Raw genomic sequence first — 24,691 nt, forward strand, 5'->3', positions numbered from 1 at the left:
TTCATGCGGGCTCCGGCACAGGTGCGCCGGAAGGATCAGCTTCAGGAGGCTGGCCCAGGTAGGCCTCCACCACCCGAGGATTGCGTTTGACCTCATCAGGGCTGCCTTCCGCGATGACCTTGCCGCCATCCAGCACCGTGACGGTGTGGCAGAGCTCACTCACCACGTCCATGTGGTGCTCGATGAGGATGATGCTGATGCCGCGCGCGTGCACCCGCTTGATGATCTCGATGAGCTGCACCACGTCTGGATGCGCGAGACCTGCCGCGGGCTCATCCAGGATGAGCAGGTCGGGCTTGCGGGCCAGGGCCCGGGCCACCTCCAGGAAGCGCTGGGCGCCGTAGGTCAGATCCTTGGCCTTGGTGAGGGCCTGGTCCTTCAGGCCGATGCGATCCAGCAGGCAGAGGGCATCGGCCTGGGCGCGGCGCTCCTCCTTGCGGGCCAGGCCCAGCAGCACCAGGGGCAGGGGGCTGCGGTACACGCCCTTCAGCGCCACCATCACGTTTTCCAGGGCCGTGAGTTCTCCGAAGAGCTGCAGGTTCTGAAAAGTCCGTGCCACGCCCGACCGCGACACTCGGAAGAGACTCCCGGAGGGCAGGGCCTCGCCTCGCAGCAGGATGCGGCCCGAGCTGGGCGTGTAGAGCCCCGAAATGACGTTCACCACGGTGCTCTTGCCCGAACCGTTGGGCCCGATGAGGCCGTGGATGGTGCCGGAGCGGACGGTCATGGACAGGCCGTCCACGGCCTTCACGCCGCCGAAGTGGCGCCGGAGATCCTCCAACACCAGCAGGGGCGCGCCATCGGCTTCGTGGGGAGGCAGGATGGTTTCGATGTCCGAGGGTTCCGGAAGGGGCGCGTGAGGCACACGGAAGAGCTTGGCCAGGAAGAGGGCGAGGAAGCCCATGAGGCCTTCGGGTAGGCCCACGACGACCGAAAACAGCATCAGGGCGAAGATGGCTTTGCGCCAATCCTCGGTGTTCTCCACCAGCAGGCCGCCCGCCACCAGCAGGCCCATGGCCACCACCGGCGCCAGGGCCTGGAAGGGGCGCGTGGTCTTCTTCACCAGGCCCCGCAGGCCCGCGGCCAGGGCCAGCGCGAAGCCCGAAGCCGAGAAGATCTGGAAGAGGAGGCGGTTCGACAGCAGGTTGGGCAGGAGCACGATGACCGAAGCGCCCACGAAGGCGCCCCAGAGGCTCTTGCGGCCCCCCAGCACCACGCCTAGCAGCAGGATGATCATCAGGTCATAGGTGAAGCTCTGGGGCTGGAGATACTGGAAATTGAAGGCGTAGAGGCCGCCTGCGAGCTCACCCAGGCCCGAACCCAGCGCAAAGGCAGCCACCTTGTGCCGATAGGTGCCCACGCCCATGGCGTCGGTGGCGATGGGGCTGTCGCGCAGCGCCTCGAAGGCGCGGCCCCACTGGGACGAGAGCATGTTCCGCATGAGCATCCACACCAGGGCCAGCAGGGCCAGGCAAAGCCAGAAGAACAGCGGCGGGGTGAGCGTGTGGCCGAACACGGGCGGACGGCTGAGGCTGAGGCCCTGGGCGCCGCCGGTGAGGCTCTCCAGTTCGTTCAGGGCCGTGGTGCTGAGGGCCGCGAAGCTGAGGGTGGCCAAGGCGAACTGGGGGCCTTCGAGCCGCAGGGCAGGCAGGGCCAGCAGGCCTCCCAACTGCAGGCCCACGGCCATGGCCGCCAGCAGCGCCGGTCCCATGCCCAGGCCCAGCTTCGTGACCACGAGGCCCGCCGTGTAGGCGCCCAGGCCCAGGAAGGCCACATGCGCGAGGTTCACCTGGCCCAGGTAGCCCACGGTCACGTCGAGGCCGATGAGCAGGATGCCGTAGATGGCCAGCAGCGTGAGCAGGCCCAGGGCGTAAGGGTTCACCACCAGCAGCGGGATGGCGGCGAGGAAGGCGAAGGCAAGGAGCTCGGCGCCACGGAGGAGGAGCATTCTTTTCATCTCACACCTTCCGGATCACAGCTTTGCCGAACACGCCGGTAGGGCGTACGGCCAGGGCCAGAATCAGCAGCACCAGACCCGGGGCCTCACGCCAGCCGCTGCCCAGGTAGAAGCTGGCCAGGCTTTCCAGGGCCCCCAGGAACATGCCGATGAGCACCACGCCGAAGCCTGAATCGAGGCCCGCCACCACGGCCACGGAAAAGGCCTTGAGGATCAGTGCCGAGGCCATGGTGGGGCCCACGGTGGTGATGGGCGAGACCAGGATGCCGGCCAGGGCCGCCACCGCCCCGGAGAGCGCGTAGGAGAGCATGACGGTGCGCGTGGCGGAGACGCCCATGAGTTCGGCGGCATCGCGATCCGCCGAGACGGCCTCGAAGGCCTTGCCGAGCAGGGTGCGTCGCTTGAAGAGCTCGATGGCGCCCATGATGGCCAGCACGCCCACGGCCACGGAGAGCTCCAGCCGCGTCACATCCACGCCCAGCACATGGATGGGATCGGCCGAGATCGGCGTGGGGAAGGGTCGGTCGTCGCGGCCCCAGAGGTTCTCCGCGGCGGAGAAGAAGAAGAGGCCGAGGATGATGGTCAGCAGAATCCAGCCCTCGCTCTTCTGCTCCAGCGCCAGGCGCACACCGGCCCTTTCCACCACCAGGCCCATGAGGGCGCCAAAGAGCAGGCCGCCGGGAATCATGGCCCAGTAGGGCAGGCCCAGGTTCATGAGGGTGAGGCTGAAGAAGGCCGACACCATCACCAGTTCGCCCTGCCCGAAGTTGATGCTCTTGCTGGTGGCGTAGGTGAGCTGGAAGCCGTAGGCGATGAGGGCGTAGACCAGCCCCATCAGCGCGCCGCTGACCGCCATCTGTCCGATGATCGCTGCATTCATGCGAGGCCTGTTCCGGAAGCGGGGTGAAAAAGCGGGGGGCCGAAGCCCCCCGGGTCGCGGGTGCGGAGCCTATTTCTTCTTGGTCTTGGCGGCCTTGGCAGGCGTGGCGGTTGTGGCCGACTTGCGCAACCGCTCCCGGTCGGAGTCGTTGCCGAAGACCACGTGGCCATCCTGCACCATGCCCATGACCACCTGCTCGCGGCGGAAGGCCTCGTGAGTGGTCACGTCCGCGGGATCCCACTTGGTGTAGGGGTGGTTCCAAGTGGCGATGACGCCCTGCACGGGCTCTTTCAGATCCTCAAGAGCCTCCTTCACCTTATGGGTGTCGGTGCTGCCCGCCTGCTTTACGGCGGCGGCCAGAAGGTAGACGGCGTCGTAGCCCTGGGCGGCGGCCACGGGGGAGGGAATGCGGCCCACCTTGAAGGTCTTGTGGTAGCCGTCGATGAAGGCCTTGGCCTTGGGGGTGATGGGTTCTTCGATGAAGGTCTGAGGCATGAGGGTGCCGTTGCCGTTCTTGCCCGCGTTGTCGATGTAGTTCGACATGGACAGCGTCCAGCCGCCGATGAGCGGGGCCTTCATGCCGATCTTGGCCATGCCGTTGGAGATGGCCGCCAGCTCGGGGCCGATGCCCCAGATGAGGATGGCCTGGGCGCCCGCGGACTTGGCCCGCAGCAGCTGCGCGGTCATGTCCTTGTCGCCGATGTTGAACTTCTCCTGGGCCACCACCTCCAGCTTGTTCCCCTGCTTCTTGATCTGTTCCAGCATGTCATCGCGGCCCGAGACACCGTAGTTGGTGGAATCGAACACCACGGCCACTTTGGTGAACTTCCGGTTGATGGCCTCCTCCACCACCATGGCCGCCTGAATGCCGTCGTGGGCGGCGAAGCGGAAGATGGAATTCTCCTTCACGCCCGCCTTGCTCCACTGGGTCATGGAGGCGGAGCCCGCCGCCGGGCAGATGATCTTGGTGATGCCCTTCTCCTGCAGGTGCTTGTCCCCGGCGATGCAGACACCGGTGTTCACGGTGCCGATGACGCCCGCCAGGTCGCCCATGGCGGCCAGTTCCTGGGCGATGAGGGCGCCGCGCTCGTTCTTGGCTTCGTCATCGCGCTCGATGGCTTCGATCTTCAGTTTCCGGCCGCCCACCTGGATGCCCCCGGCGGCGTTGATCTCGGCGATGGCCAGCTTGGCGCCATCCCGCGCGGAACCGCCCATGGGCGCGGAGCCGCCCGTGAAGGGGCCCGTGATGGCGATCTTGACGGTGTCGCCGGCCTGGAGGCCCAGGGCCGCAAGCAACAGCGATCCGCAGAGTGATCCGTAGACAGTCTGCCTGAACATTCGATCCTCCTTGGAGGCGATGGATGGAAAGGATGGGTTGGCCGCAAGCATAGCCCCGCCCACGCCCACCGGGAAGGTGCATCGCCTGGTGCCTGCTCCCGACCTCAGGTCAGTTGAGCCAGAACCCAGGCCAGCAGTGGCGCTCCGCCGACCACCTTTTGCTCCGCCACCCGCAGGGGCAGGTCCAAAACGGCAGCGTGGGAGGGGCCCAGCTTGACCGCGTCCTTTTCCGTGCAAACCAGCCACGTGGCCCCTTCGGCGTGGGCCTCGGCCTGGAGCCTGCGCAGGTCTGCGGGCGAGGGGCCCCGGTGGTCTGCGAAGCTGCGCGAACCCACCCAGCGATGGCCCGCCAGCAGCAGGTCCGCATAGAAGGCTTCGGGGTGGCCGAGGCCGCACCAGGCGAAGGCCGGGCCCTCAGGGGGTTCTGGTCCGTCACCGCCCCAGGGGCGCAGAGCGCCGAGGCCGAAATCCACCCAGAAAACCGGGCCACCCGATCCATGGCGCTCCCACCAGGCTTCCACGGCAGCGCGATCCTTCGTTCTTCCGGCGCGTGTCACCACCAGGGCGTGGGCGCGGTGGGCGCTGGCCTCGGGTTCCCGCAGGTCGCCGAGGGGCAGCATGCGGCCATCGCCCCACAGACGCACGCCATCCAGCACCAGCAGATCCAGATCGCGATGCAAGGCTCGGTGTTGAAAACCATCGTCCAGCAACAGGCAGCGCGTCTCCGGCCGCTGGGAGAGGGCCCGCAGGGCGGCGGCATGACGTTTCCGGCCCACCACCACACGGTGGGTGCCCAGGCGCCGCGCCATGAGCAGGGGCTCGTCCCCGGTCTGGCGCGGATCCGAATCCGCTTCCACGCTCATGGGGTCGATCTCCCGCCGTCCGCCGTAGCCCCGGGACAGCACGGCGTTGGCCCAGCCCGCGGCCTCCAGCCCTTCGGCGAGAAAGAGGGTGAGGGGGGTCTTGCCGGTGCCCCCGGCGCTCAGGTTGCCCACGGAGATGACCGGGATGGGCACCGTGGCGGCCCGTTCGGGATGGTCGTCGAAGCTGCGGTTGCGGAAGCGGACCACGGCGCCGTAGAGGGGAGCCAGGGGAGCCGCCAGGTAGCGCAGAATGGACATGGATTCAGAGTAACGGAGGTTGAAGATGAGTGAGGGCATCCTGCTGGCGAAGGTGGCGCGGGGCACGCTGCTGCCGGAGGCCCAGCGTGTGGCGCGGCTGCGGGAGGCCCTGCCGCAGATCGAGGCCGCCCTGGCGGGGGAGACCGACGAGGTGGCCATCCAGGCCACGCTGGCCTGCCTGCTGTGGGAAACGCTACCCCAAACCAATTGGTGCGGCTTCTACCGCCGCATCGAGGCAGAGCTGTTGGCGGTGGGCCCCTACCAGGGCGGCATGGGTTGCCTGCGGATCCCTTTTCAGCGGGGTGTCTGCGGCGCCTGCGCCCGCACGGAAACCACCCAGCTGGTGCCTGATGTCCATGCGTTTCCGGGCCACATCGCCTGTGACGACGCCACCCGCAGCGAGCTGGTGATTCCTGTTCGGGCCGGTGGTCGCCTCATCGCAGTGCTGGATCTGGATTGCCCCCATCCCGACGGCTTTTCCGCCGCCGAGGCCCGGATTCTCGAAGGCCTTCTGGCGCGCACCTTTGACCAAGGTCCCACGGGCTGATGTTCCTTCCGACCCGGACCCTGGGTTAAGCTAGGGACCTCCCCGGGAACTCCATGGCTGAACCCAGCTTCATCGACCAAAGCAAGCTGCGCTTCCGCGAGGGCGAGATCATCTTCCGCAAAGGGGAGATGGCCCAGCAGATGTACATCATCCTGCAGGGCAAGGTGCGCTTGTACGTCTCCGAGGAAGCCAAGGGCGATTGGGCCGAGGAATTGGCCAAGGGTGATTTCTTCGGCGAGGGCAGCCTGCTGGAGGCCCTGCCTCGGCAACATACGGCCCTGGCCCTGGAGGACTCCGACCTCATCGCCATCAACCGGGGCACCTTCCTGCGCATGATTCGCCAGAACCCGGAAGTCTCCGTGAAGATGATGCAGCGCTTGGCCCAGCGGCACCGCGAAGTGGGCGAGCGCCTGGAAACCATGGACGCTTCGCGTCCTGCCAAAACGCCTACGGCGCCTGTGGCGAACCTGGTGTCTGTGCTCAGCGGCAAGCCTCATCCCATCCTGTCGCACGGGTCGCTCATTGGCCGTTTCGATCCCACCACCGGCGTCCATCCGGACATCGATCTGACGGATGAGGATCACAACCTGAGCGTGTCGCGCCGTCACGCCCGCATTCTGTGCGAACACGGTCGCTACTTCCTGCTGGAAGAACCGGGCGTGGCCAACGGCACCTTTGTGCGCGGCGAGCGCATTCTCCCCGGTGAGCCGCGGGAACTGAAGCACGGCGACCGCGTTGGCTTCGGCATGGTGGTGCTGTTCTTCGAAAAGACTTAGCTTTTAGCGCAGCAAAAAGCTAAGGGGGAAATGATGGGAACGGATCTGCATGTGGAACTTTGGCAGGACGAGCACGGCGTCCTGTGGGAACTGGTGCAGTTCGGGCTGGATGAGATCGGCGGCGCCTGCATCATCCGCGAGCGGAATGTGCTGGACAGCCTGGATGGCGATGAACGGGAGGGGGATGCGGTTATCGCCCGTTTCGGGGATCCTGAAGCAGCTCGGGATTTCCTTCGGGATGAAGGGTTTGAGCCCGCCTGAATTCATGCCTCTCTGGGAGCCGCCATGCCCTCCATTTTCGTCCCATCCGATCGGGATGCCCTCGCCCTGCGGGTGGCGGCTCTGGAACCGGACTCGCCGCGGCGTTGGGGCCGCATGAATGTGGCCCAGATGCTCGCGCATTGCGCCTTCGGCGTCGAGGATGCCTGCGGCGCCCGGCCCGTGAAGCAGGTCTTCCTCGGAAAACTGGTCACGCCTTTTCTCCGCAAGCTGGTCTTCGGCCCCAAGCCCTTCCGGCGCAATTCACCCACGGATCCCCAGTACGTCATGGCCCCGACCGAGGACTTTGATTCAGCCCGCGCCCGTCTGGCCAGCGCCATTGATCGATTGGTTCAGCGCGGCTCGGGGAAAACCGAGGGACTGGTCCATCCCTTCTTCGGGCGCCTCACGGGTGAACAATGGGGCGTCCTCATCTACAAGCACCTGGACCATCACCTGAGGCAGTTTGGGGTGTGAGAGGTTTTCCTCCCTCCAAACCAAAGCCCGGCAGGTGCCGGGCTTTGGTTTGGAGCAGGGAACGGCGCCTTAATTGGAACCGATGCCCAATGCCTTGGCGGCCTTGGTGAGTTCGGGAACAACTTCAAAGAGGTCACCGACGATTCCGTAGCTGGCCAGCTTGAAGATGGGGGCTTCGGGATCTTTGTTGATGGCCACGATGAATTTCGAGCCGCTCATGCCGGCGATGTGCTGAATGGCGCCGCTGATGCCGCAGGCGATGTAGAGGGTGGGGCTGACCACCTTGCCCGTCTGGCCCACCTGCATGCTGTGGGGCAGGCCCCAGCCCGCGTCCACGGCCGCGCGGGAGGCGCCGACGACGCCGCCGATGGCATCCGCCAGCTCTTCGAGGATCTTGAAGTTGGCACCGTCCTTCATGCCGCGGCCACCGCTGACGATGACGTTGGCTTCGCTGAGATCCACCTTGCCGCTGGCTTTGGCGAGGATCTCCTTCACCACGGACTTGAAGTCCCCGGCGGGGGCGGCGATGGATTCCATCGGGCCTGCTCCGGCCTTTTCAGCGGCGGGGAACACGTTGGGCCGGGTGGTGGCCACCTGCACCGCGCTAGAGAAGCTGGTGGTGGCGAAGGCCTTGCCCGCGTAGACGGGCCGCACGGCCTGGAGCTTACCATCGACCATGGACAGGCCGGTGACATCAGAGGCATAGCCAGCGCCCAGGCGGGCGGCGGCGCGGGGCGCCACATCCTTGCCCACGGCGGTGGCGGCGGCCAGGAGCACCGTGGCGCCCTTGGCCTTCACCGCATCGGCGATGACGGTGGCGAAGGCATCGCTGGAGTAGGAGGTCAGCGTGGCGCCCTCGGCGCTGAGGATCACATCGGCGCCATACTTGGCGGCGTCGGCGGAGCCGGCATTGGAGGCGCCCACGAAGAGGGCGCCGAGCTGCTTGCCCGCGGCGTCCGCCAGGCGGCGGCCCTCGCTCAGGGCTTCGGCGCTGGGCTTGCGGATCTGGCCATCCTTCAGTTCACAGAACACGAGAATCATGGATTGTCCTTTCGAATCGGAAGTCTGGAAACGGCCTAGAAGACCTTGGCTTCATCCTTGAGCGCCTGCAGCAGGGCCTGCGCCTGGGCGGCCGCATCCCCTTCCAGCTTGCGACCCGCGGGCCGCTCCGGGGGCAGGGCCAGTGTGCTGACGAAGGCTCCGGGGCTGGCGGGAGCCGCATCCAGCTCTTCGATGGTCTTCTTCTTGGCGGCCATGATGCCCTTGAGGCTGGCGTAGCGGGGCTCGTTGAGGCCCTTCTGCGCGGTGATCACAGCAGGCAGGGCCCCTTCCACGATTTCGGAGCCGCCTTCGATTTCGCGCTCGGCCTTGAAGGTGCCTTCACCCAGTTCGAGCTTCACGATGACATTGGCCTGGGCCACGCCCAGCAATTCCGCCAGCATGGGGCCCATGGCTGCGTTGTCGCCACCCAGCCCCTTGTTGCCGCAGAGGATGAGGTCGAAGCCCTTGTCCTTGGCATAGGCGGCGATCATCTGGGCCACGGCGTAGGCATCACCCTGGCCATCACCCTTCAGCAACACGGCCGTGTCGGCGCCCAGGGCGAGGGCGTTCTTCAGCACGTCCTTGGCGGCATCGCCACCCACGGACAGGGCCACCACTTCGGCGCCCTTGGCCTCCTTGAGGCGGATGGCCTCTTCCAGCGCGTACTCGTCGTAGGGGCTGGTGATCCACTTCACGTCGGCGGGATCCAAGGACCGGCCATCGGCGGCGACTTTGATTTTCGTTTCGGTGTCGGGAACCTGTTTGAGGGCGACGAGGATCTTCATGGGCGCTCCCTGATGCGTCATGGTTGGGCCGGCGGAGGGCCGGGCCAAAGGATAGAGTCTAGCCTGAGGGAACCTCCCACCCCAGCAGGGTTTGTGCGGGTGTGACCGTTGTCTTCGGGTAGGAGGGAGGCCTGCCTCCGGCCCTCCCTCCAGGTCGCCTTCGGTGCTTCCGGTATGGTGGAGGGATGTCCACTCCCATCCCGACCTTCCAGGATGCGCTGGTGCTTACCGGTGGCGGTACCGGGGGCCACTACTTCCCCGCGGTGGCCTTGGCCGAGGGGGCCCGGGCTCGGTGGCCCGACCGGCCCATCGCCTTTATCGGGGCCCGGCGCGGCATTGAGGCCCGGGAGCTGCCCGCCAGTGAATGGCCCCACCTTCTGTTGGAAGTGGAAGGGCTGGTGGGCCGTTCGCCGCTTCGCGTGTCCCGGGCCGCCTGGAAACTCTGGCGCGCTGTGACAGGGCTGAAGGGCCTGTGGCGCAAGGAACGCCCCCGAGCTGTCATCGGCACGGGCGGCTACGGCGCCGCTCCGGCCCTGCTGGTGGCGAGGTCCCTGGGCATCCCCTTCTTCCTTCATGAGAGCAACGCGGCGCCCGGCGCCCTGATCAAACTCGTGGCCCCCAAGGCGCAACGGGTCTGGTGCGGCATGGAGGCGGTGCAGCCTTTGCTTCCCGGCGCGGACTGCCGCCTGGTGGGCACGCCTGTGCGCGAAGCCTTTCTGCGGGCGTTCCAGCCGGTCAACGGCCTTCAGGCCCCTTTCCGGCTGCTGGTGCTCGGAGGCAGCGGGGGCGCTCGCGCGCTCAACGAGGCCCTGTTGGAGATCGCACCAGCGTTGCTGGAAGCCCAGCCCCACTGGGAGATCCTTCACCAGACCGGGCCCGCAGAGGGGGAACGCCTCAAGGACCGGATGCGCCATCCCCGGCACGCGGTGGTGCCGTTCCTCCCACGCATGGACGAGGTCATGGAAGCCACGAGTCTCGTGGTAAGCCGGGCGGGGGCCAGCACCTGTGCGGAGTTGAAGGCCGCCGGGCGGGGCAGCCTGCTGGTGCCCCTGCCCACCAGCGCCAATGATCATCAACGCATGAATGCCTTGGCCATGGCCAAGGAGGGCAGGGCGGTCCTCATCGAGCAGGGGCCGGACTTCACCACTCGCCTGGCAGCGGCGCTCCGACCTCTGCTGGCGGATTCTTCGGCGCGACAGTCACTGTCCATGGTTCCCGAACGAAACCGGGCCGTGGAGCTCTGTCTGGATGATCTGGCGCGCTACTTGGGCTGACGGGGCTCGGCCAGCCAGGCCACGATGACGGAAATGAAGTAGAGGCCCAGCAGCACGACGCTGAAGAAAATGGTGGTCACCACCACGTCGCCCGGTGTGAAGAAGGCGCTGAAGATGAGGATGACGATGGTGGCGTGGCGCCAGTACTTCAGCATCATCTTCGCTGTGACAAGGCGGAACCGCGCCAGGAAGAAGAACAACACCGGCAGCTCGAACATCACGCCGGTGATGAGGGTGGTGGAGATGAAAAGGTCGAGGTAATCCGAGGCGTGCAGGTTGGCTCGCAGGCCAGCCGAGGCCGCTTCTTGGAAGAGGATGTCGCCCAGGAACTTGAAGGCCTGGAAATAGGCGAAGGTGGCGCCGGCCAGGAAGCAGCCGGAGGTCACCACCACGAAGGGGATGACGAGGCGCCGTTCCTTGGGCATGAGGCCCGGCCGGATGAAGGCCCAGAGCTGGTAGAAGAGCAGGGGGGCCGCCAGGAAGGCCGCAGCCCACAGCGACAACCGCATCATGCTGAAGAAGGGTTCGGTGAGATCCGTGAAGGCGAAGGCCTCCAGATTGGCCATGGGCTTGCCGGTCTGACGCGCCATGGCCTCCAGGAAGGGCTTCTGGGCCCAGGCCCAGAGTTTGAACCTGTAGGCGTAAGTGACGGCGAAAACCACCGCCACGGACAGCAGCGAACGCACAATCCGCACCCGCAGCTCCTGCAGGTGCTCCCAGAAGCTCATCTTGTTAGGCGGGGTTTCAGGAAGCGCCATGGGCCCCAATCCGGAAAAGAACCGGCCTCCCGAGGGAGGCCGACCTAGAAAGGCTGTGGGACTACTTCTTGTCCTTGTCGGAAGTGACTTCTTCCTTCACGGAATCCGTCAGCTCGCGGCTGGCCTTCTTGAATTCCTGGATGCCCTTGCCCAGGCTCTTTCCCAGCTCAGGCAGGCGGCTGGGGCCGAAGAAGATCAGCAACGCGATGCCGATCAGCAGGATTTCCATCATTCCCAGATTGCCCATGGCTAGCTCCAAAACACGAGGGGTGATTCAACCTTACTTTTACGTCGGCGAGACGCCGCTGGATGGTTCCTGGTTCCATTCTATGCAAAGGCAGCCCGCGAGTCTGCCCCCAAGCGCCTGTCTTTACAGATTTCCTTCCACGGCCCGGCGGCCCAGGGAGTGGTAAGTCCAGCCCTTGGCCTCCATGGTTTCAGGGCGGAAGAGGTTGCGGCCATCGAACATGCGGCGGGCCTTGAGGGCCTTGGCCACGGCTTCGAGATCGGCTTCGCGGTACTGTGACCATTCTGTGGCGATGAGCAGGGCATCGGCGCCTTCGCAGGCGGCCAGGGGGGTTTCCGCGTAGCGCACCTTGTCGCCGATCCGCGCCTTCACAGCGTCCATGGCCGCGAAGTCATGGGCCACCACTTCGGCCCCCAGATTCACCAGGCCTTCGATGAGTTCCAGGGCCATGCTTTCGCGGATGTCATCGGTGTTGGCCTTGAAGGCCAGGCCCCAGAGGGCGAAGCGCCGTCCCTTCAGGGGGGCGGGCACCCCGGACTTCACGCCGAAATGCGCCTTCACCTTGCGCAGCAGGACCTGCTTCTGGTGGCGGTTGGCTTCCACGGTGGCGGCCAGCGTCATCAAGGGCTGGCCCTGCTCACGTCCCACCTTGAGGAGGGCCTGCAGGTCCTTGGGGAAGCAGGAGCCGCCGAAGCCGGGGCCGGGATTGAGGAAGGCGGGGCCGATGCGGTGGTCCGCGCCGATGGCGGTCTTCACATGATCCACATCCGCGCCCACGGCTTCAGCCAAGTTGGCGATCTCGTTGATGAAGCTGATGCGCAGGGCCAACATCGCGTTGGCGGCGTACTTGGTGAGTTCGGCACTGGGAGGATCCATGCGGAACCACTTGCCGCCGCTGCGATCCAGGAAAGGCTGGTACAGGGCCTTCATGACCGTTTCTGCGTGGTCGGATCGGCAGCCCACCACCACCCGATCCGGTTCCAGGAAATCCAACAGAGCCGAGCCTTCCCGCAGGAATTCGGGATTGCTCACCACCTCGAAGGCGCGGTCCGTATTGGCTGCGATCTCCGCATGCACCCGCGCCGCGGTGCCCACGGGCACGGTGCTCTTGTCGACGACGATCAGTGGCTTGGCGTCCTTGGCGCGCAGGGCCATGGCCTCGCCCAGCTGACCGGCCACCGCCAGCACGTACTTCATGTCGGCGCTGCCGTCCTCGCTCTGGGGTGTGCCCACGCAGATGAAGGCCGCGTCCGCGGCGGCGATGCCGGCCTTGAGATCCGTGGTGAAGCGCAGGGCGCCGGAGGCCAGGTGCTTGGCAAGCAGATCATCCAGGCCCGGTTCAAAGATGGGCGACTGGCCCTGACTCAGGGTGGCCACCTTGGCCGCGTCCACATCCACACCCAGGATGTGGTGGCCCGCCTCCGCGAAACAGGCAGCCGCAACCAAACCCACATATCCCGAACCGATGACCAGCACCTGCATGGCGTCCTCGCGCAAAGGAACCAGTGTAGCTTGCTATCATTCAGGGAAGGAGGCGGCATGGCTGTCTGGATCGCACCCACGGGCAACGAGGTCAACCTGCTGGAGGTCATGCTCCACGCGGGGCCGGTCTCCAAGATGGTGTTGCTGATCCTGGCCATCTTCTCGCTTCTCAGCTGGGTGGTGATCATCCGGAAGACGCTGCTCTACCGGAACAGCCGCGGCACCTCTGAACGGTTCCGAGATGCCTTCAAGCGCGCCACCGACTGGCGGGAGTTCAAGCAACAGGTGGAGAAATACTCCCTGAGTCCCCTGGTGGGCCTGTTCGTGGCTGGCTATGGAGAGGTGACCTACCAGCTGCGCCAGGTGGGCCAGGATGGACGCCCCCAGCTGCGCAGCATGGAGGCGGTGGAGCGCAGCCTTCAACGGGCCAGTGTGGTGGAGATGGGGCGCCTTGAGCGGTCCCTGGGCGGATTGGCCACGGTGGCCGCCGTGAGTCCCTTCATCGGCCTCTTCGGCACCGTGTGGGGCATCATCGATGCGTTTCGCGGCATCGGTGCCACGGGCAATGCGAACCTGGCCACGGTGGCTCCCGGCATCTCCGAGGCCCTGGTGGCCACGGCCATCGGCCTGGTGGCGGCCATTCCCGCCCTCATGGCCTACAACTTCTTCCAGGGACAGCTCAAGCAGTTCCAGACCGAACTCGACGATTTCTCCCTCGAGTTCATCAGCCTTTCTGAGCGGAACTTCACCTGAAGGCGCGCCGCCTACCTCTCTCCCTGGACTGGGAGGACTGGTTCCAGCTCTGCTGCCCACCCTTTGATCGGCTGGGAGCCCTGGATCGCTACGAGTGCCGCCTGGAGCTGGCCACGGAGCTGTCCCTGGCCCTGTGCGCCGATCTGGGCGCCAAGGCCACCTGGTTCTGCCTGGGCGATCAGGCCCGCCGCCATCCGGGTCTGCTCCGCCGCATCGCAGCCGCGGGCCATGCCATCGCCTTGCATGGCCTCACCCACCGCCGCGCCTTCGAGATGGACCGCGCGGATTGGCGCCAGGCGGTGCGGGACGGCAAGACCCTGCTGGAGGACCTTTCGGGTTCGGCGGTGCGAGGCTACCGCGCCCCGGAATGGAGCCTGCGCGGCGCCGCCGCGGATTGGTGGCAGGATCTGCCGGAATTGGGTTTTCACTACGATTCCAGCCGCGTGCCGCTGGCGGTGATCGGAACGCCCGCCTGGCCACGCCTTCCCCATCAACTCGCCGAAGGGTTCTGGGAACTGCCGCCGCCCGTGCTCTGGTCGGGGCCTGTGCGCATGCCCCTCTGGGGCTGGGGGCCGCGGGTGCTGCCCTTCAGCCTGGTGCGCCGGGCGCTGGAAACCCTGGCTCAGGAGGATGCAGGCACGCCCCTGGTGCTGCATCCCTGGGAACTGGATGCGGAGCAGCCGAGGCTGCCCGGATTGACGCTGGGGCATCGCTACACCCACAGCGCGGGCCTGCGTGGCTACGCGGGGCGACTGCGCGATCTTTGGGATGGCTTTCAGCTCACCACCCTCGAAACCTGGGTGGAGGCCCGATGACTGCGCCGATGACCGCGCCATTGACTGCGTTGCCTCTCATCCTGCTGGCTCCCTCGGAGGAGAAAGCCTCCGGCGGCGCCAAGGGCCGACTGGTAGAGTCCCCGGCCCAGCGCTGGGTGCGGGAGCGGCTGGTGGCCCTGGCCAAGACGGGCACGCCCGACCAGCTCCGGAAGGCTTTCGACGTGAAGGATCTGGCCCTGGACAAGGCCCGCAGCGAGGCCCTGGCCTTGGCGGGTGCCGTGCCCCTGCTGCCGGCCTTGGCGCGCTACACCGGCGTCGCCTTCCAGGCCCTGGATGCGGCCTCGCTGCCGCCCAGCGTGTGGCCCCAGGTCTACATTCTGTCGAACCTGCGAGGTCTGGTGCGGGGAGATGAAACCGTGCCGCCCTACAAGCTGAAGCTGGGGGCCATCCCCGGCCTGAAGGGGCATTGGCGCAAGGCCCTGGCCACCTCGCTGGAGGCCCTTCCGGAGGGCCCGGTCTGGGAACTGCTGCCCGGTGATTCAGCGGATCTGCTCAAGGGCTGGGCGCGGCCCCGGCATTCCGTGGAGATCTTCGATGCCCGCGGCAAGGCCATCAGCCACTTCTCCAAGAAATACCGGGGCCTCGTGGCCCGCTGGATCCTCACCCACCAGCAGGGTGATCCCAGGCGGGTGCTGAAGGGCCGCATCCCGGGCTGCCACTGGGAGGGACTTGGAGAGAACGAGCAGGGCGGCCTGACCCTGCGCCTGGTGGTGGAACCATGAGCGATGCCTGCAACCGCACCCCCTTCTGGCAGCGGCAGCCCCGGCTGCCCCTGGAGATCCACCGTTTTCTGCAGGACCGCATGGAGGCGGCGCTCCATGCTCCGGAGGCCCGGCAGATTCTGGTCTGGCCCACCATCCTCGGGGCTCCCGCCCTGCGCCAGGCCCATCCGGAGGGCGTGCCTGAGCCGCTGCTGCTGAACCATGCGGCGCGCATGCTGGGGGCCTTGGGTCATCACGATCCGGCGGGCGCCTGGCAGGCCCATCTCGGCACCTGGTCGGATACCGCCGAACAGGGGCAGGAGGGCGGCTGGCGCCCCTCGGCGGCCTGGGGCGCCTGGGGCCCCCTCGTCAGCCTGCGCAGCGGCTGGCAATTGGCGGCGCTTACACCCTTGTCTCCAGATGCCACCTATGCGCTGGCTTCGGGTGTGTCGCTCTTCAACCACGGGCTCTTCCACGAGAGCCATGACGCGCTGGAACCGCTGTGGACCTCGGCCCAGGGTGGCCTCAAGGATCAGCTGCAGGGACTCATTCTCCTGGCCGGTGGCTACCACCATCTGCAGCAGCACAACCTCGGAGGTCTGCGGGCCCTGTGGGAAGAGGCCCTGGTCCGACTCGAACCCTGCGGTGGTCGCGTGGCCGCGCCCTGGGGCGAGGTCCGCGCCGAGGCGGCGCTGGACCTGACGCGGCGGCGGCTGGACAGTGCAGGGCAACGGCTGGACCTGGCGGTTCATTCGCCGGACCATGAGAAGCGCCTGACAGATGACGCGGATGAAGCTGCGGTCTTTACATCCCTCTGGGATCTGGATCGCCCCACCTGGGAGCTGGCATGAGGGACGCCACGGATCTGCTGGTCTTGGGAGCGGGCATCGCCGGCTGTTCGGCAGCGCTGCGGGCCGCGGACCTGGGCGCCTCCGTGGTGCTGGTGGCCAAGGACGAACTGGGTGGCACCAACACCTCCTGGGCCCAGGGCGGCATCATCGGCCTCGCACCCCCGGAGGAAGGCGATTCGCCGGATCTGTTGGCCTCTGACATAGAAAACGCTGGTGCGGGACTCTGCCGCCACGAGGCCGTGCGCCTCTTGGCCGAGGAAGGGCCCAAACTCTGCCGCAGCTTCCTGTGGGAGCGGCTGGGCGTGCCCTTTGATCTGAATGGCCACGCCACGCCGGACCCCACCGCCGAGGCCGCCCACAGCGCACGGCGCATCTACCACGCCAAAGACGCCACGGGCCTCGCCATCCAGACCGCCCTCAGCGAGGCGGTGCGCCAGCATCCCAACATCCGTGTCGAAGAACGGCTCTGCCTGGTGGATCTCATCACCAGCCCTCACCACTGCATTAGCCCCGAGCGCATCTACGAGCCCATCCGTGTGCATGGGGCCTTCCTGTTCGATCCCGCCAGCGGCGAAGTGGAAGGGGTGCTGGCCAAGCGCACCCTGCTGGCCACAGGGGGCCTGGGCTACCTCTACCTGCACACCACCAACCCCCCCGGCGCCACAGGCGATGGTTTGGCGGCGGCCTACCGCGCCAGCGCCCGCATCGTGAACTGCGAGTACGTGCAGTTCCACCCCACGGCCCTCTACGTGCCGGGCAAGCCGCGGACGCTGCTGACGGAAGCCCTCCGGGGCGAAGGTGCCTGGCTGGTGAACCGCAAGGGCGAACGCTTCATGGAGAAGTACGAGCCCGAGCATCTGGAATTGGCCCCACGCGACGTGGTGAGCCGGGCCATCTTCCAGGAGATGGCACTCAGTGGCGAACCCAACGTGTTCCTGGATCTGGCCCCGGTGGCGGCGCACCTGGATCTGGATTCCCACTTCCCCACGGTGATGGCCGCCTGCCGGGCCGAGGGGCTGGATCCGGCCCGCCAGCCCATTCCCGTGGTGCCTGCGGCCCACTATTTCTGCGGTGGCGTGCTGGTGGATCTGGAGGGGCGCACCAGTCTGCCGGGGCTCTACGCGGCGGGTGAAGTGGCCTGCACGGGCCTGCACGGCGCGAACCGCCTGGCCTCCACCAGCCTGCTGGAGGGCCTGCTGTGGGGGTTCCGCGGGGCCGAGGCCGCCGTGCGCGAGCTGGGGGAGGCGAGCACGCCCGACCCGTCAGAACTGGCGCCCTGGCGCATGCCCGAATCGCCCGAGCCCACGGATCCCCTCCTCATCGACCAGGACTGGGGCCTCATCCGCAGCACCCTCTGGAACTACGCTGGCATCGTGCGCACCGGCGCCCGGCTGGAGCGGGCCAAGGCGGATCTGCACTACCTCAACCACCGCATCGAGCGCTTCTACCACGAGGCCGGCCTCAGCCGCGAGCTGCTGGAACTTCGCAGCGGCATCATCTGCGCCCGGCTGATCCTGAACGCGGCCCTGCAGAATCCAGAAAGCCGCGGCTGCCATTACCGGGTGGACTGACGGCAAACCAGGCCTTTCTGCTTTCTTGGTGCCTTAGTGCCTTGGTGGTGATCTTTTGTCTTTTTGATATGTGGATGAAGCGACAATGGAGGGCATGACGCTCTCGGTTTTCGACCTCTTCCGCATCGGCATCGGACCGAGTTCCTCCCACACGGTGGGGCCCATGCGGGCGGCGCGGAGCTTCGCGCTGCGATTGGAGCGGGAGGGCCTGCTGGCCCGCACCGCCGCGGTGCGGTCGGAACTTTTTGGCAGCCTCGGCGCCACGGGGCGGGGCCACGGAAGCGACACCGCCGTGATCCTGGGGCTGCTGGGCGAGACGCCAGAGGGCGTCGATGTGGCCGCAGTGGCGGGCCTTCTCGCGAAGGTGCGCGGCACGGAACGGTTGCGGCTGCTGGGGTGCCACGAGGTGGCCTTCCGCGAGGCGGAGCACCTGCTGATGTTGCGGAAGAACCTCCCCTACCATCCCAATGGCATGCAGTTCACGGCCCTCGACGATGGGGGCGCGGAGCTGCTGAGCCAGGTCTTCTACTCCACAGGCGGCGGCTTCGTGGTGGAGGAGGGCGCCGTGTCCAGTGGGCCGGAGCGGACCCCGCCTCCCCATGCCTTCCACACGAGCGCTGATCTGCTGGGCATCTGCCGCGACCTCGACCTGTCCATCAGCGAGGTGATGTGGGCGAACGAGCGGACCTGGCGCCCGGAGGAAGAGATCCGGCAGGGGCTGCTGGGCATCTGGGAGGTGATGCAGGCCTGTGTGCGGCGAGGCTGCACCGCCGAAGGGCTGCTGCCCGGAGGGCTGCAGGTCCCGCGCAGGGCCCCGGTGCTCTTCCGGCGCCTCACGGAATCCCCCGAGGCAGGCCTGAAGGATCCCCTCACTGCCATGGATTTCGTGAGCCTCTACGCCCTGGCGGTCAACGAGGAGAATGCCGCCGGGGGCCGCGTGGTGACGGCGCCCACCAATGGGGCCGCGGGCATCCTGCCAGCGGTGCTGCACTACTACCGCCGCTTCGTGCCCGGTGCCACGGATGAGGGTGTCGTGAGCTTCCTGCTCACGGCCGGGGCCATCGGCGCCCTCTACAAGGAGAACGCCTCCATCAGCGGCGCGGAAGTGGGCTGCCAGGGCGAGGTGGGCGTGGCCTGCTCCATGGCCGCCGGGGCTCTGGCGGAGGTGATGGGCGGCACGCCGGACCAGGTGGAGAACGCGGCGGAAATCGGCATGGAGCACAACCTGGGCCTCACCTGCGACCCCATCGGCGGGCTGGTGCAGGTGCCCTGCATCGAGCGCAATGCCATGGCCAGCGTGAAGGCCATCAATGCCGCGCGCATGTCGCTCTATGGCAACGGCCACCATTTCGTCAGCCTCGACAAAGTCATCCGCACCATGCGCGACACGGGCGCCGACATGAAGAGCAAATACAAGGAGACCTCCCGCGGCGGCCTGGCGGTCAATGTGCTGGACGCCTCCATGGATCTCACGGTCAACCTTCCGGAGTGCTGATGCGACGTCTGGCCTTCCTCTCCCTGGCTGCCTGCGGGCTTGTGTCGGCTCAGGGCTCGGGGCTGGACGAAGGCCGTCTGGATCCCGTCTGGTTCGGTTCTGCGGTGGTCTTTCAGCCTTCGAAGGATCTCGGGTTCCAGTGGCTCAAGCCCGGCTTGGATCTGCAGAAGCGTTCCCTGCGGTTGAAGGCCTGGGAGCCCACGGCCTGGCTGCTGGGCAAGCGGGGAACCCAGGATCAGCTCTTCCTGCTGAGGGTGGAGCGCAGCCTTCAGTCCGATCTGGACAAGCGCCTTCGCCGTGGGCTCAAGGGCGCGCTGCCCGTGTCCACCGCAGCGGGGGATGTGACGCTCATTGGCCGCGTGGTGGATGCGGTGGGCGCCGCCGAAGACAGCATGGTGCCCGGCACGATGACGCTTTCTTTCGACGTGAAGCTGGTGGATGGCGACTCCGGCGACCTGCTGGGCGCCTTCCACACCACGCTTAGCGGGCCGGGCACCGAGGCGGTCATGGGCCAGTACTGGCGGTGGTGCGAAGACCTTGGCCGGTTGCTGGCGAAGCAGGTTCCCGCGCCCGCGGCGGCGAAGCCGGTGGCTGCGCCTCCGCCCGCTTCGGTTCCTCCCGCCTTCGACCTGGAGGGTGCCCTGCGCCGCATCGAGGGTCTCAAGCGGGATGGCCTCCTCAGTGAAGAGGAGTGCGCGGTGCTGCGGAAGAAGGCCGCTGCAAAGGCGAAGTGATCAGAGCGGCCAGGGGCCTGCGCCTTCTCGCACCAGGAGGGGCTCGTCTCCGCTGAGATCGACCATGGTGCTCTGCATCCCCAGGGGTTGCCCGCAGTCCACCACCATGTCGAGCGCGTGGCCCTGTTCCTCCTCGATTTCCCAGGCGGTGTTGAGGATGGGCTGGTCGGGCAGGGTGGCGCTGGTGGTGATGATGGGCTCGCCCAGGAGCGCCACCAGCGCCTGGCAGAAGGGATGGTCCGGGATGCGGAGACCCACCACCTGCTTGTTCTGAAGGTAGCGGGGCACCTCACGGCTGGCGGGCAGCAGCACCGTGTAGGGACCGGGCAGCATCTGTTTCAGGATGCGGAAGGTGGGGGTGTCGAGGTGGCGTGTGTAGCGGCAGAACATTTCCATGTCCGAGCAGAGGATGGACATGGGCTTCTTGGGATCGCGCCCCTTGATCTGCAGCACCCGATCCACGGCCTTCTTGCGGGAGGCCAGGCAGCCCAGGCCGAAGAGCGTGTCCGTGGGATAGGCGATGACGCCATCCTTCCGCAACAGCTCGGCGATGCGCTCAAGGTGGCGCGCCTGGGGCGTCTCGGGGTGCAGGGTGAGGATCATGGCTGGTCCAGGATCTCCCAGCGGGCCCGCCCACGGGAAGGGTGATCCTTCGGCCGCTGGAAGAAACGCTCTGCCAGGGCCGGGTCGAGCTCTGCGTCAATGCCGCTGCGCCGGGCCTGGAGGGCCAGCAGGGCCATGACGGTGAGGCTGTCGGTGATCTCTCCGCTCAGGACCCGGCGGAGGCAATCCCGAAAGGGCTCACGGTGGATCAGCAGCTCCTCGTCATCCTCTGGGTGGTGGGCCTCCACGGGGGACAGCCCGGTGGCCAGGAAGAGGAAGGTCTCCTCGTCCGTGGAGGAATTGCTGGGGTGGAAGAAGCACAGGGGTTCCCATACCTGAGCCCGGAGGCCCGTTTCCTCGGCGAGTTCCCGCTGGATGGCCTCGAAGGGGCTTTCGGAGACCTCTCCGCCGCCCTCGGGCAGCTCCCAGGAATAGGCCTCGTGGGGGTAGCGCCACTGGCCCACCAGCACGACACGATCCTGCTCATCCATAGCGAGCACCCCACAGGCCGTGCGCTGGAATCCACATACCACGTAGCGGCCCTCGGCGCCCCGGCGGTGCTGGAAGCGATCCTCGCGGAGTCGCACCCACGGTGAATCGAACAGGAATGTCCGGCCTTGGATGGCGTAGGGGTTGGGATGTTCGGGCTGGGGCAGGGGCTTCAGGTCCATCCACTGACCATAACAAAACGCCCGCTTGCGCGGGCGAGATCGCTTGGGGATGAACAAGAAGAAGCCCAGCTTGGCCGGGCTTCTTCGAGGGGGTCCGGGGGTGTGCGCGCAGCGCGGAACCCCCGGAGAGATTTAACGACGGAGGCCGAGGCGCTCGATCAGGACAGCGTAGCGATCCTTGCTCTTCTTCTTGAGGTAGTCGAGGAGGCGGCGGCGCTGGCCGACCATGATCATGAGACCGCGGCGGCTGTGGTAGTCCTTGGTGTGGGTCTTGAAGTGCTCGGTCAGATCGTTGATGCGCTTGGTGAGGATCGCCACCTGCACCTCGGGCGAACCCGTATCTGACTCGTGCTGCTTGTAGTCGTCGATGATGATCTTCTTCTGTTCCACATTGAGGGCCATGGTGGCTCCTTTTCGGGGGATCGCCCGTCACCCGATCTTCAGTCCCGTACCGAAGGTGGGTCGAACCTGGGAAAGGCCAGGTGCCTTTATCAATCGTGCAGCTTTCTTTGCCCCTGCTTTCTTCGGCAGCGCCGAAAAAAGTGGTGCGGATAGAGGGACTCGAACCCCCACGTCTTGTGAACACTAGTACCTGAAACTAGCGCGTCTACCAATTCCGCCATATCCGCTTGAAAGATCAATTCGTGCCCCGTGGGATCCGAATGTGCCGAACTCCAAGCCTAGCGCGGTTCGCCGCCAGAGGCAACACCGATTCTCGAGGGAGGGATCACCACTCCCGATAGGGGATGCCATTCATGCCGGTGCCGTTGGAGAGGCTGTAGACGTCGTAGACGTGGCCACCGCCCCAGCTGGTGCTGTTGGCGTCATCGCTGGTGCTGCGAAGGCCCCACTCGGCTTTCCCGGTCATGGGGTCCACGGGAATGCGCCGGAGGAACTTGATCTTGCGGCTGAGCGACCCGGTCATGGGCACGCCCTCCACCAGGATCTCGAGGCTTTCCGGATAGAAGTTCGCCTCGGGAGGAGGAGCCTTGATCTTCTGCTGCTCCGCCTGCTTTTTGTACTCGTCGATGGCGGTGCGCATCTCCCGGAGGTTGCGCCGCAGTTCCAGCTCCTGCTGCCGCTTGTGGCCATTGCGGGCCAGGGGCACGGTGACGGAGGCCAGAATCATCAGCACCGCGGCCGTGACGACCAGCTCCAGCAGGGTGAAGCCGCGCTGGCGGCTCACTGCACCGTCACGAGGGCGTTGGACCACCGTCCGGAAATGGGGGCCGTGCCGACGAGGAACTGTCCGCTCTGAATCAGCACCGGCGCGTTGCCCCCGCTGAGGCCTTCCAGTTCCAGGGTGGCGAAGGGGCCTGAATCGCTGCCGCCCGGGTTGCGCCGGAACGTCAGTTTGAGCACGCCATCCTTACCCGGGAACTGCTCGAGGCCACCGCCTTCGCCCATGAGGAAATCACCAGGCGTCACGCTTTGGAGGCGCAGCCCCGGGGGAATGCGCAGTTCCATCGAACCGGACGTGAGGCCGCCACCACCGCTCACGGTGAGGTTGATGCGAACCCGCTCACCAGCCTTGATCTCTGAAGCCACCGGCGACATGAAGATGACGAGATCGGAGGGTGCGGGCGGCGGATCGTTGGGCTTCTTCTCCTGGATGGCTGTGGAGGGCGGGGCCGGGTCGGTGGGGAGCGCAGCTGGGGGCGGAGTGCCCTGTGGCGGAACCTGCGGGATGGGGGACGTGGCCGGAGGCACGGGTGCCGCGGGGGCAGGTGCCGTGGGCGTCACCGTTGCGGGGTTCGAAGTGGCGGGCATGGCCGGTGCTGTCGGTTTGGCTGTCGCAGGCTTTTTGGCCTCTGGCGGCGTGAAGGGCCCGGCCTTCGAGGCGGCGTCATCGGGGTTGAAGGGAGCCATGTCCTGCTCGGACAGGACGGGCTTGCGCACCAGCACGGCACGGATGGTGAGGATCACGTCCGTCTTGGCCTTGCTGTTGTGGGTATTGCCAATGAGCCGACCGATGAGGGGGATGTCGGCCAGGCCCCAGATGCCCTGCAGGCTCTTCTGCTCCTCATCCTTCAACAGGCCGCCGAAGATGGCGGTTTCACCATCTCGCAGGCGGGCGGAAGTCTTGATCTCGCGCTTGCCCAGGTCGGGGCGCCCTGGTGTGGATCCCGACTTCAGGGTGGTGACCGTGCTGTCGATCTTCAGCGTGATTTCGCCGTTGTTGTGGACGCGCGGCTCGACCTTGATCTTCACGCCCACGTCTTCGTAGGAGAACGAGGTCTGGCCCACGCCGCCCAGCAGCGACGAGGCGCTGGCGGCTCCGGTGGTACCCGTGGTGGGCAGGGAGAGCTGACTCTGGGTGGTGGAGATCTTCTCGCCGATGTTCACTTCGCCGGTTTCACCGGAGGACACGCGAACGTTGGGGCTGGCGACCAGGCGCGCATCGCCATTGCTCTTGAGGAAATCCAGAGCGAGGTTGGGGAAGAGCACGCGGATGTCGGCGGTGTGGATCTTGGTGAAGCCGGAATTGGTGTTCATCCCGGAGGTGTTGTTCACGGTGGTGGCGCCCAGACGGTAGGTGCCCGCGCTGTCGGAGGCGTTGAGGACGGGCAGCAGGCCCACGGATTCGAGTGTGTTCTCCGTGACTTCCATGAGCTCGAAATACACCATGACTTCAGCCTTGCCCTTGTCCAGTGTGCGGATCACCTGGTCGGCGATGGCCAGTTCCACAGGCTTGGCCTTCACGATGAGCGCGTTGGTGCGCTTGTCGGTGAAGACACGCAGCTGCGGGTTCAGCGTGGTCAGGGTGGAGCGCAGTTCCGCCGGATCGGCGTAGGACAGGTAATAGGTCTTGATGATCTGGTTTTCGTACTTGTCCTTGTTCTGCTGGGTGTCCTTGAAAACCATGATGGTGTTCTTGTCGATCACCTTGTAGAACAGGTCGTTCTGCAGCATCAGCGTGTCCAGGATGCGCTGGAAGGGCAGGCCCCGCAGATCGATGGAGATGCTCTGATCCTGGTAGGAGGCGTGGGCGATGATGTTCACCCCGGAGGCTTTGCTGAGGGTCGCGAAAATCTCTTTCAGGCTGGTCTTCCGGCTGAAGTTCAGATCGAGGCCATCGACGGAGCGCGGGTTGAGCTGAATGGCGTTGATGGCGTCGGCCTTCACCTTCATCAGTTCGAGGTCTTCGGAGGCGTCGGCCTCGGCCTTGTCCCTGGCGGCCTTCTCCTCCAGGCGGATCAGCCAGTCCTGGGCGATCTGGTTGTCGGGATCGAGGATCAGGGCCCGCTTCACTTCGCTGAGCACCGTGTCGCTGAAGCCGCGCATGTCGGCCTGCCGGGCCAAGGTGAGGTGCGCCTCGCAGGCCCGCTGGGAAGCGCGCTTGATGCCGATGCGGGCCTTGGTATTGGTGGGGTCGCTGCGCAGGGCTGCGCGGTACTCCACCACCGCGTCGTCGAAACGCCCTTCGTCATAGGCCTTGTTGGCTTTGTGCAGGCTGCAGCCGAAGGCCAACAGCAGGACCGCGACGGCCAGCAGGGATTTGCGGAAGGGAGCGAAGGAGGAGATGGGCATCGGT

General features: G+C 66.4%; 26 protein-coding genes and 1 tRNA gene. 12 read left to right on the top strand and 15 right to left on the bottom strand.

All coding sequences use genetic code 11. The features are described from left to right. Window position 1: 1 nt before the first annotated feature. The 4 genes from Q9293_RS06525 to lpxK form a co-directional block, all read right to left on the bottom strand. The gene (locus tag Q9293_RS06525) at window positions 2-1,957 is read right to left on the bottom strand and encodes a branched-chain amino acid ABC transporter ATP-binding protein/permease (RefSeq protein WP_306251223.1); all 1,956 of its coding nucleotides are present in this window, start codon (window positions 1,955-1,957) and stop codon (window positions 2-4) included. Window position 1,958: 1 nt separating this feature from the next. After that, the gene (locus Q9293_RS06530) at window positions 1,959-2,837 is read right to left on the bottom strand and encodes a branched-chain amino acid ABC transporter permease (RefSeq protein ID WP_306251225.1); all 879 of its coding nucleotides are present in this window, start codon (window positions 2,835-2,837) and stop codon (window positions 1,959-1,961) included. A gap of 69 nt (window positions 2,838-2,906) precedes the next feature. Then, window positions 2,907-4,175, bottom strand: a complete 1,269-nt coding sequence (locus tag Q9293_RS06535) for an ABC transporter substrate-binding protein (RefSeq protein ID WP_306251227.1) — start codon at window positions 4,173-4,175, stop codon at window positions 2,907-2,909. A 104-nt stretch (window positions 4,176-4,279) separates the two neighbouring features. After that, on the bottom strand, window positions 4,280-5,296 hold the full coding sequence (gene lpxK, locus Q9293_RS06540; RefSeq protein WP_306251229.1) for a tetraacyldisaccharide 4'-kinase: 1,017 nt from the start codon (window positions 5,294-5,296) through the stop codon (window positions 4,280-4,282). Between the two features lie 25 nt (window positions 5,297-5,321). On the opposite strand from lpxK, the gene Q9293_RS06545 reads away from it, so the two are divergent. Genes Q9293_RS06545 through Q9293_RS06560 form a run of 4 tightly spaced genes read left to right on the top strand, consistent with a single transcriptional unit; the run spans window position 5,322 to window position 7,354 of the window. After that, a complete protein-coding gene (locus Q9293_RS06545; protein WP_306251231.1) occupies window positions 5,322-5,843 on the top strand; it encodes a GAF domain-containing protein in 522 nt (173 codons plus the stop codon). 53 nt (window positions 5,844-5,896) lie between these two features. Continuing rightward, window positions 5,897-6,619, top strand: a complete 723-nt coding sequence (locus tag Q9293_RS06550; RefSeq protein ID WP_306251233.1) for a cyclic nucleotide-binding domain-containing protein — start codon at window positions 5,897-5,899, stop codon at window positions 6,617-6,619. 51 nt (window positions 6,620-6,670) lie between these two features. Beyond that, the gene (locus Q9293_RS06555) at window positions 6,671-6,880 is read left to right on the top strand and encodes a hypothetical protein (protein ID WP_306251235.1); all 210 of its coding nucleotides are present in this window, start codon (window positions 6,671-6,673) and stop codon (window positions 6,878-6,880) included. Window positions 6,881-6,904: 24 nt separating this feature from the next. After that, window positions 6,905-7,354, top strand: coding sequence for a DUF1569 domain-containing protein (locus tag Q9293_RS06560; protein ID WP_306251238.1), 450 nt, complete (start codon window positions 6,905-6,907; stop codon window positions 7,352-7,354). A gap of 69 nt (window positions 7,355-7,423) precedes the next feature. Here the strand turns inward: Q9293_RS06560 and Q9293_RS06565 are convergent, their stop codons facing one another. Both Q9293_RS06565 and Q9293_RS06570 read right to left on the bottom strand, forming a co-directional pair. Further along, window positions 7,424-8,395 (bottom strand): electron transfer flavoprotein subunit alpha/FixB family protein, encoded by a 972-nt coding sequence (locus tag Q9293_RS06565; RefSeq protein WP_306251240.1) that lies wholly within the window; start codon window positions 8,393-8,395, stop codon window positions 7,424-7,426. 35 nt (window positions 8,396-8,430) lie between these two features. After that, a complete protein-coding gene (locus Q9293_RS06570; protein ID WP_306251242.1) occupies window positions 8,431-9,180 on the bottom strand; it encodes an electron transfer flavoprotein subunit beta/FixA family protein in 750 nt (249 codons plus the stop codon). 185 nt (window positions 9,181-9,365) lie between these two features. Between Q9293_RS06570 and Q9293_RS06575 the strand changes: the two genes are divergently transcribed. Next, window positions 9,366-10,454, top strand: coding sequence for a glycosyltransferase (locus Q9293_RS06575; RefSeq protein ID WP_306251244.1), 1,089 nt, complete (start codon window positions 9,366-9,368; stop codon window positions 10,452-10,454). Here Q9293_RS06575 and tatC read toward each other — a convergent pair. The 3 genes from tatC to Q9293_RS06590 form a co-directional block, all read right to left on the bottom strand. Further along, window positions 10,442-11,212, bottom strand: coding sequence for a twin-arginine translocase subunit TatC (tatC, locus tag Q9293_RS06580; RefSeq protein ID WP_306251246.1), 771 nt, complete (start codon window positions 11,210-11,212; stop codon window positions 10,442-10,444). The two genes, Q9293_RS06575 and tatC, sit on opposite strands and share 13 nt — an antisense overlap. Window positions 11,213-11,273: 61 nt before the next feature. Next, the gene (tatA, locus tag Q9293_RS06585) at window positions 11,274-11,459 is read right to left on the bottom strand and encodes a twin-arginine translocase TatA/TatE family subunit (protein WP_306251248.1); all 186 of its coding nucleotides are present in this window, start codon (window positions 11,457-11,459) and stop codon (window positions 11,274-11,276) included. Window positions 11,460-11,582: 123 nt separating this feature from the next. Then, a complete protein-coding gene (locus tag Q9293_RS06590) occupies window positions 11,583-12,941 on the bottom strand; it encodes a UDP-glucose/GDP-mannose dehydrogenase family protein (protein WP_306251250.1) in 1,359 nt (452 codons plus the stop codon). Window positions 12,942-12,998: 57 nt separating this feature from the next. Here Q9293_RS06590 and Q9293_RS06595 point away from each other — a divergent pair, with 57 nt between their 5' ends. The 7 genes from Q9293_RS06595 (at window position 12,999) to Q9293_RS06625 (ending at window position 19,882) form a co-directional block, all read left to right on the top strand. Further along, window positions 12,999-13,694, top strand: a complete 696-nt coding sequence (locus Q9293_RS06595; RefSeq protein WP_306251252.1) for a MotA/TolQ/ExbB proton channel family protein — start codon at window positions 12,999-13,001, stop codon at window positions 13,692-13,694. A gap of 170 nt (window positions 13,695-13,864) precedes the next feature. Then, entirely contained in the window at window positions 13,865-14,509 is a 645-nt protein-coding gene (locus Q9293_RS06600; RefSeq protein ID WP_306252423.1) for a DUF3473 domain-containing protein, read from the top strand. Next, window positions 14,506-15,252 (top strand): peroxide stress protein YaaA, encoded by a 747-nt coding sequence (gene yaaA, locus Q9293_RS06605; RefSeq protein ID WP_306251254.1) that lies wholly within the window; start codon window positions 14,506-14,508, stop codon window positions 15,250-15,252. The genes Q9293_RS06600 and yaaA overlap by 4 nt, the downstream gene beginning before the upstream one ends. Beyond that, entirely contained in the window at window positions 15,249-16,082 is an 834-nt protein-coding gene (locus tag Q9293_RS06610; protein ID WP_306251256.1) for a DUF309 domain-containing protein, read from the top strand. The genes yaaA and Q9293_RS06610 overlap by 4 nt, the downstream gene beginning before the upstream one ends. Beyond that, the gene (gene nadB, locus Q9293_RS06615) at window positions 16,079-17,653 is read left to right on the top strand and encodes an L-aspartate oxidase (RefSeq protein ID WP_306251258.1); all 1,575 of its coding nucleotides are present in this window, start codon (window positions 16,079-16,081) and stop codon (window positions 17,651-17,653) included. Before Q9293_RS06610 ends, nadB begins: the two co-directional genes overlap by 4 nt. A gap of 94 nt (window positions 17,654-17,747) precedes the next feature. Then, window positions 17,748-19,148, top strand: coding sequence for an L-serine ammonia-lyase (locus Q9293_RS06620; RefSeq protein ID WP_306251260.1), 1,401 nt, complete (start codon window positions 17,748-17,750; stop codon window positions 19,146-19,148). Continuing rightward, complete coding sequence (locus tag Q9293_RS06625) at window positions 19,148-19,882, top strand: hypothetical protein (RefSeq protein WP_306251262.1); 735 nt, start codon at window positions 19,148-19,150, stop codon at window positions 19,880-19,882. Before Q9293_RS06620 ends, Q9293_RS06625 begins: the two co-directional genes overlap by 1 nt. On the opposite strand, the gene Q9293_RS06630 is transcribed toward Q9293_RS06625, so the two are convergent. The 6 genes from Q9293_RS06630 to Q9293_RS06655 form a co-directional block, all read right to left on the bottom strand. After that, on the bottom strand, window positions 19,883-20,485 hold the full coding sequence (locus tag Q9293_RS06630) for an L-threonylcarbamoyladenylate synthase (RefSeq protein ID WP_306251264.1): 603 nt from the start codon (window positions 20,483-20,485) through the stop codon (window positions 19,883-19,885). Next, window positions 20,482-21,156: an NUDIX hydrolase gene (locus Q9293_RS06635; protein WP_306251266.1), complete on the bottom strand. Its 675-nt coding sequence runs from the start codon at window positions 21,154-21,156 to the stop codon at window positions 20,482-20,484. Before Q9293_RS06635 ends, Q9293_RS06630 begins: the two co-directional genes overlap by 4 nt. A 132-nt stretch (window positions 21,157-21,288) precedes the next feature. Beyond that, complete coding sequence (gene rpsO, locus Q9293_RS06640) at window positions 21,289-21,558, bottom strand: 30S ribosomal protein S15 (protein ID WP_306251269.1); 270 nt, start codon at window positions 21,556-21,558, stop codon at window positions 21,289-21,291. A gap of 141 nt (window positions 21,559-21,699) precedes the next feature. After that, window positions 21,700-21,785: transfer RNA gene (locus Q9293_RS06645), tRNA-Leu, on the bottom strand. A gap of 98 nt (window positions 21,786-21,883) precedes the next feature. Further along, window positions 21,884-22,342, bottom strand: a complete 459-nt coding sequence (locus Q9293_RS06650; RefSeq protein WP_306251271.1) for a type II secretion system protein — start codon at window positions 22,340-22,342, stop codon at window positions 21,884-21,886. Next, a complete protein-coding gene (locus Q9293_RS06655) occupies window positions 22,339-24,687 on the bottom strand; it encodes a secretin N-terminal domain-containing protein (RefSeq protein WP_306251273.1) in 2,349 nt (782 codons plus the stop codon). Before Q9293_RS06655 ends, Q9293_RS06650 begins: the two co-directional genes overlap by 4 nt. Window positions 24,688-24,691: the final 4 nt, after the last annotated feature.

It is taken from the genome of Geothrix sp. PMB-07, from assembly GCF_030758935.1.
Lineage (GTDB): Bacteria > Acidobacteriota > Holophagae > Holophagales > Holophagaceae > Geothrix.

Coding starts and splice junctions, on each gene's coding strand:
- Q9293_RS06525 (WP_306251223.1), bottom strand. CDS start 1,957: ATGAAAAGAATGCTCCTCCTCCGTGGCGCCGAGCTCCTTGCCTTCGCC.
- Q9293_RS06530 (WP_306251225.1), bottom strand. CDS start 2,837: ATGAATGCAGCGATCATCGGACAGATGGCGGTCAGCGGCGCGCTGATG.
- Q9293_RS06535 (WP_306251227.1), bottom strand. CDS start 4,175: ATGTTCAGGCAGACTGTCTACGGATCACTCTGCGGATCGCTGTTGCTT.
- lpxK (WP_306251229.1), bottom strand. CDS start 5,296: ATGTCCATTCTGCGCTACCTGGCGGCTCCCCTGGCTCCCCTCTACGGC.
- Q9293_RS06545 (WP_306251231.1), top strand. CDS start 5,322: ATGAGTGAGGGCATCCTGCTGGCGAAGGTGGCGCGGGGCACGCTGCTG.
- Q9293_RS06550 (WP_306251233.1), top strand. CDS start 5,897: ATGGCTGAACCCAGCTTCATCGACCAAAGCAAGCTGCGCTTCCGCGAG.
- Q9293_RS06560 (WP_306251238.1), top strand. CDS start 6,905: ATGCCCTCCATTTTCGTCCCATCCGATCGGGATGCCCTCGCCCTGCGG.
- Q9293_RS06565 (WP_306251240.1), bottom strand. CDS start 8,395: ATGATTCTCGTGTTCTGTGAACTGAAGGATGGCCAGATCCGCAAGCCC.
- Q9293_RS06570 (WP_306251242.1), bottom strand. CDS start 9,180: ATGAAGATCCTCGTCGCCCTCAAACAGGTTCCCGACACCGAAACGAAA.
- Q9293_RS06575 (WP_306251244.1), top strand. CDS start 9,366: ATGTCCACTCCCATCCCGACCTTCCAGGATGCGCTGGTGCTTACCGGT.
- tatC (WP_306251246.1), bottom strand. CDS start 11,212: ATGGCGCTTCCTGAAACCCCGCCTAACAAGATGAGCTTCTGGGAGCAC.
- tatA (WP_306251248.1), bottom strand. CDS start 11,459: ATGGGCAATCTGGGAATGATGGAAATCCTGCTGATCGGCATCGCGTTG.
- Q9293_RS06590 (WP_306251250.1), bottom strand. CDS start 12,941: ATGCAGGTGCTGGTCATCGGTTCGGGATATGTGGGTTTGGTTGCGGCT.
- Q9293_RS06595 (WP_306251252.1), top strand. CDS start 12,999: ATGGCTGTCTGGATCGCACCCACGGGCAACGAGGTCAACCTGCTGGAG.
- yaaA (WP_306251254.1), top strand. CDS start 14,506: ATGACTGCGCCGATGACCGCGCCATTGACTGCGTTGCCTCTCATCCTG.
- Q9293_RS06610 (WP_306251256.1), top strand. CDS start 15,249: ATGAGCGATGCCTGCAACCGCACCCCCTTCTGGCAGCGGCAGCCCCGG.
- nadB (WP_306251258.1), top strand. CDS start 16,079: ATGAGGGACGCCACGGATCTGCTGGTCTTGGGAGCGGGCATCGCCGGC.
- Q9293_RS06620 (WP_306251260.1), top strand. CDS start 17,748: ATGACGCTCTCGGTTTTCGACCTCTTCCGCATCGGCATCGGACCGAGT.
- Q9293_RS06625 (WP_306251262.1), top strand. CDS start 19,148: ATGCGACGTCTGGCCTTCCTCTCCCTGGCTGCCTGCGGGCTTGTGTCG.
- Q9293_RS06630 (WP_306251264.1), bottom strand. CDS start 20,485: ATGATCCTCACCCTGCACCCCGAGACGCCCCAGGCGCGCCACCTTGAG.
- Q9293_RS06635 (WP_306251266.1), bottom strand. CDS start 21,156: ATGGACCTGAAGCCCCTGCCCCAGCCCGAACATCCCAACCCCTACGCC.
- rpsO (WP_306251269.1), bottom strand. CDS start 21,558: ATGGCCCTCAATGTGGAACAGAAGAAGATCATCATCGACGACTACAAG.
- Q9293_RS06655 (WP_306251273.1), bottom strand. CDS start 24,687: ATGCCCATCTCCTCCTTCGCTCCCTTCCGCAAATCCCTGCTGGCCGTC.